Origin of the sequence: Myxococcus llanfairpwllgwyngyllgogerychwyrndrobwllllantysiliogogogochensis (assembly GCF_006636215.1) — a bacterium.
In the GTDB taxonomy this organism is placed as follows: domain Bacteria; phylum Myxococcota; class Myxococcia; order Myxococcales; family Myxococcaceae; genus Myxococcus; species Myxococcus llanfairpwllgwyngyllgogerychwyrndrobwllllantysiliogogogochensis.
On the sequence record NZ_VIFM01000921.1, the window covers coordinates 1 to 406 of the forward strand.

Below are 406 nucleotides of genomic sequence, written 5' to 3' on the forward strand. Positions count from 1 at the left end.
CTTCCGCGATCAGGGCGCGAAAGTCCTGTGCATGATCGATTCGATCACCCGCTTCGCCATGGCCCAGCGCGATATCGGCCTCGCGGCGGGCGAGCCGCCCACCGCCAAGGGCTACACCCCGACGGTCTTCTCCGAGCTGCCGCGCCTGCTGGAGCGCGCGGGACCCGGCGTCGGCCTCGGCACGATCTCGGCGCTGTTCACCGTGCTGGTCGAGGGCGACGACCACAACGAGCCGGTGGCGGATGCGGTCCGCGGCATCCTGGACGGGCACATCGTCATGGAACGGGCCATCGCCGAGCGCGGGCGCTATCCGGCGATCAACGTGCTGCGCTCGGTCTCCCGGACGATGCCGCGCTCCTGCGATCCGGCGTACCTGCCGATCGTGCGCCGGGCCCGCCGGGTGCTC

1 pseudogene is annotated in these 406 nt (G+C 71.7%); it reads left to right on the plus strand.

Annotation, left to right across the window (positions count from 1 at the left end):
• Positions 1–406 (plus strand): annotated as a pseudogene (locus FJV41_RS51245) (EscN/YscN/HrcN family type III secretion system ATPase); the annotation flags it as partial.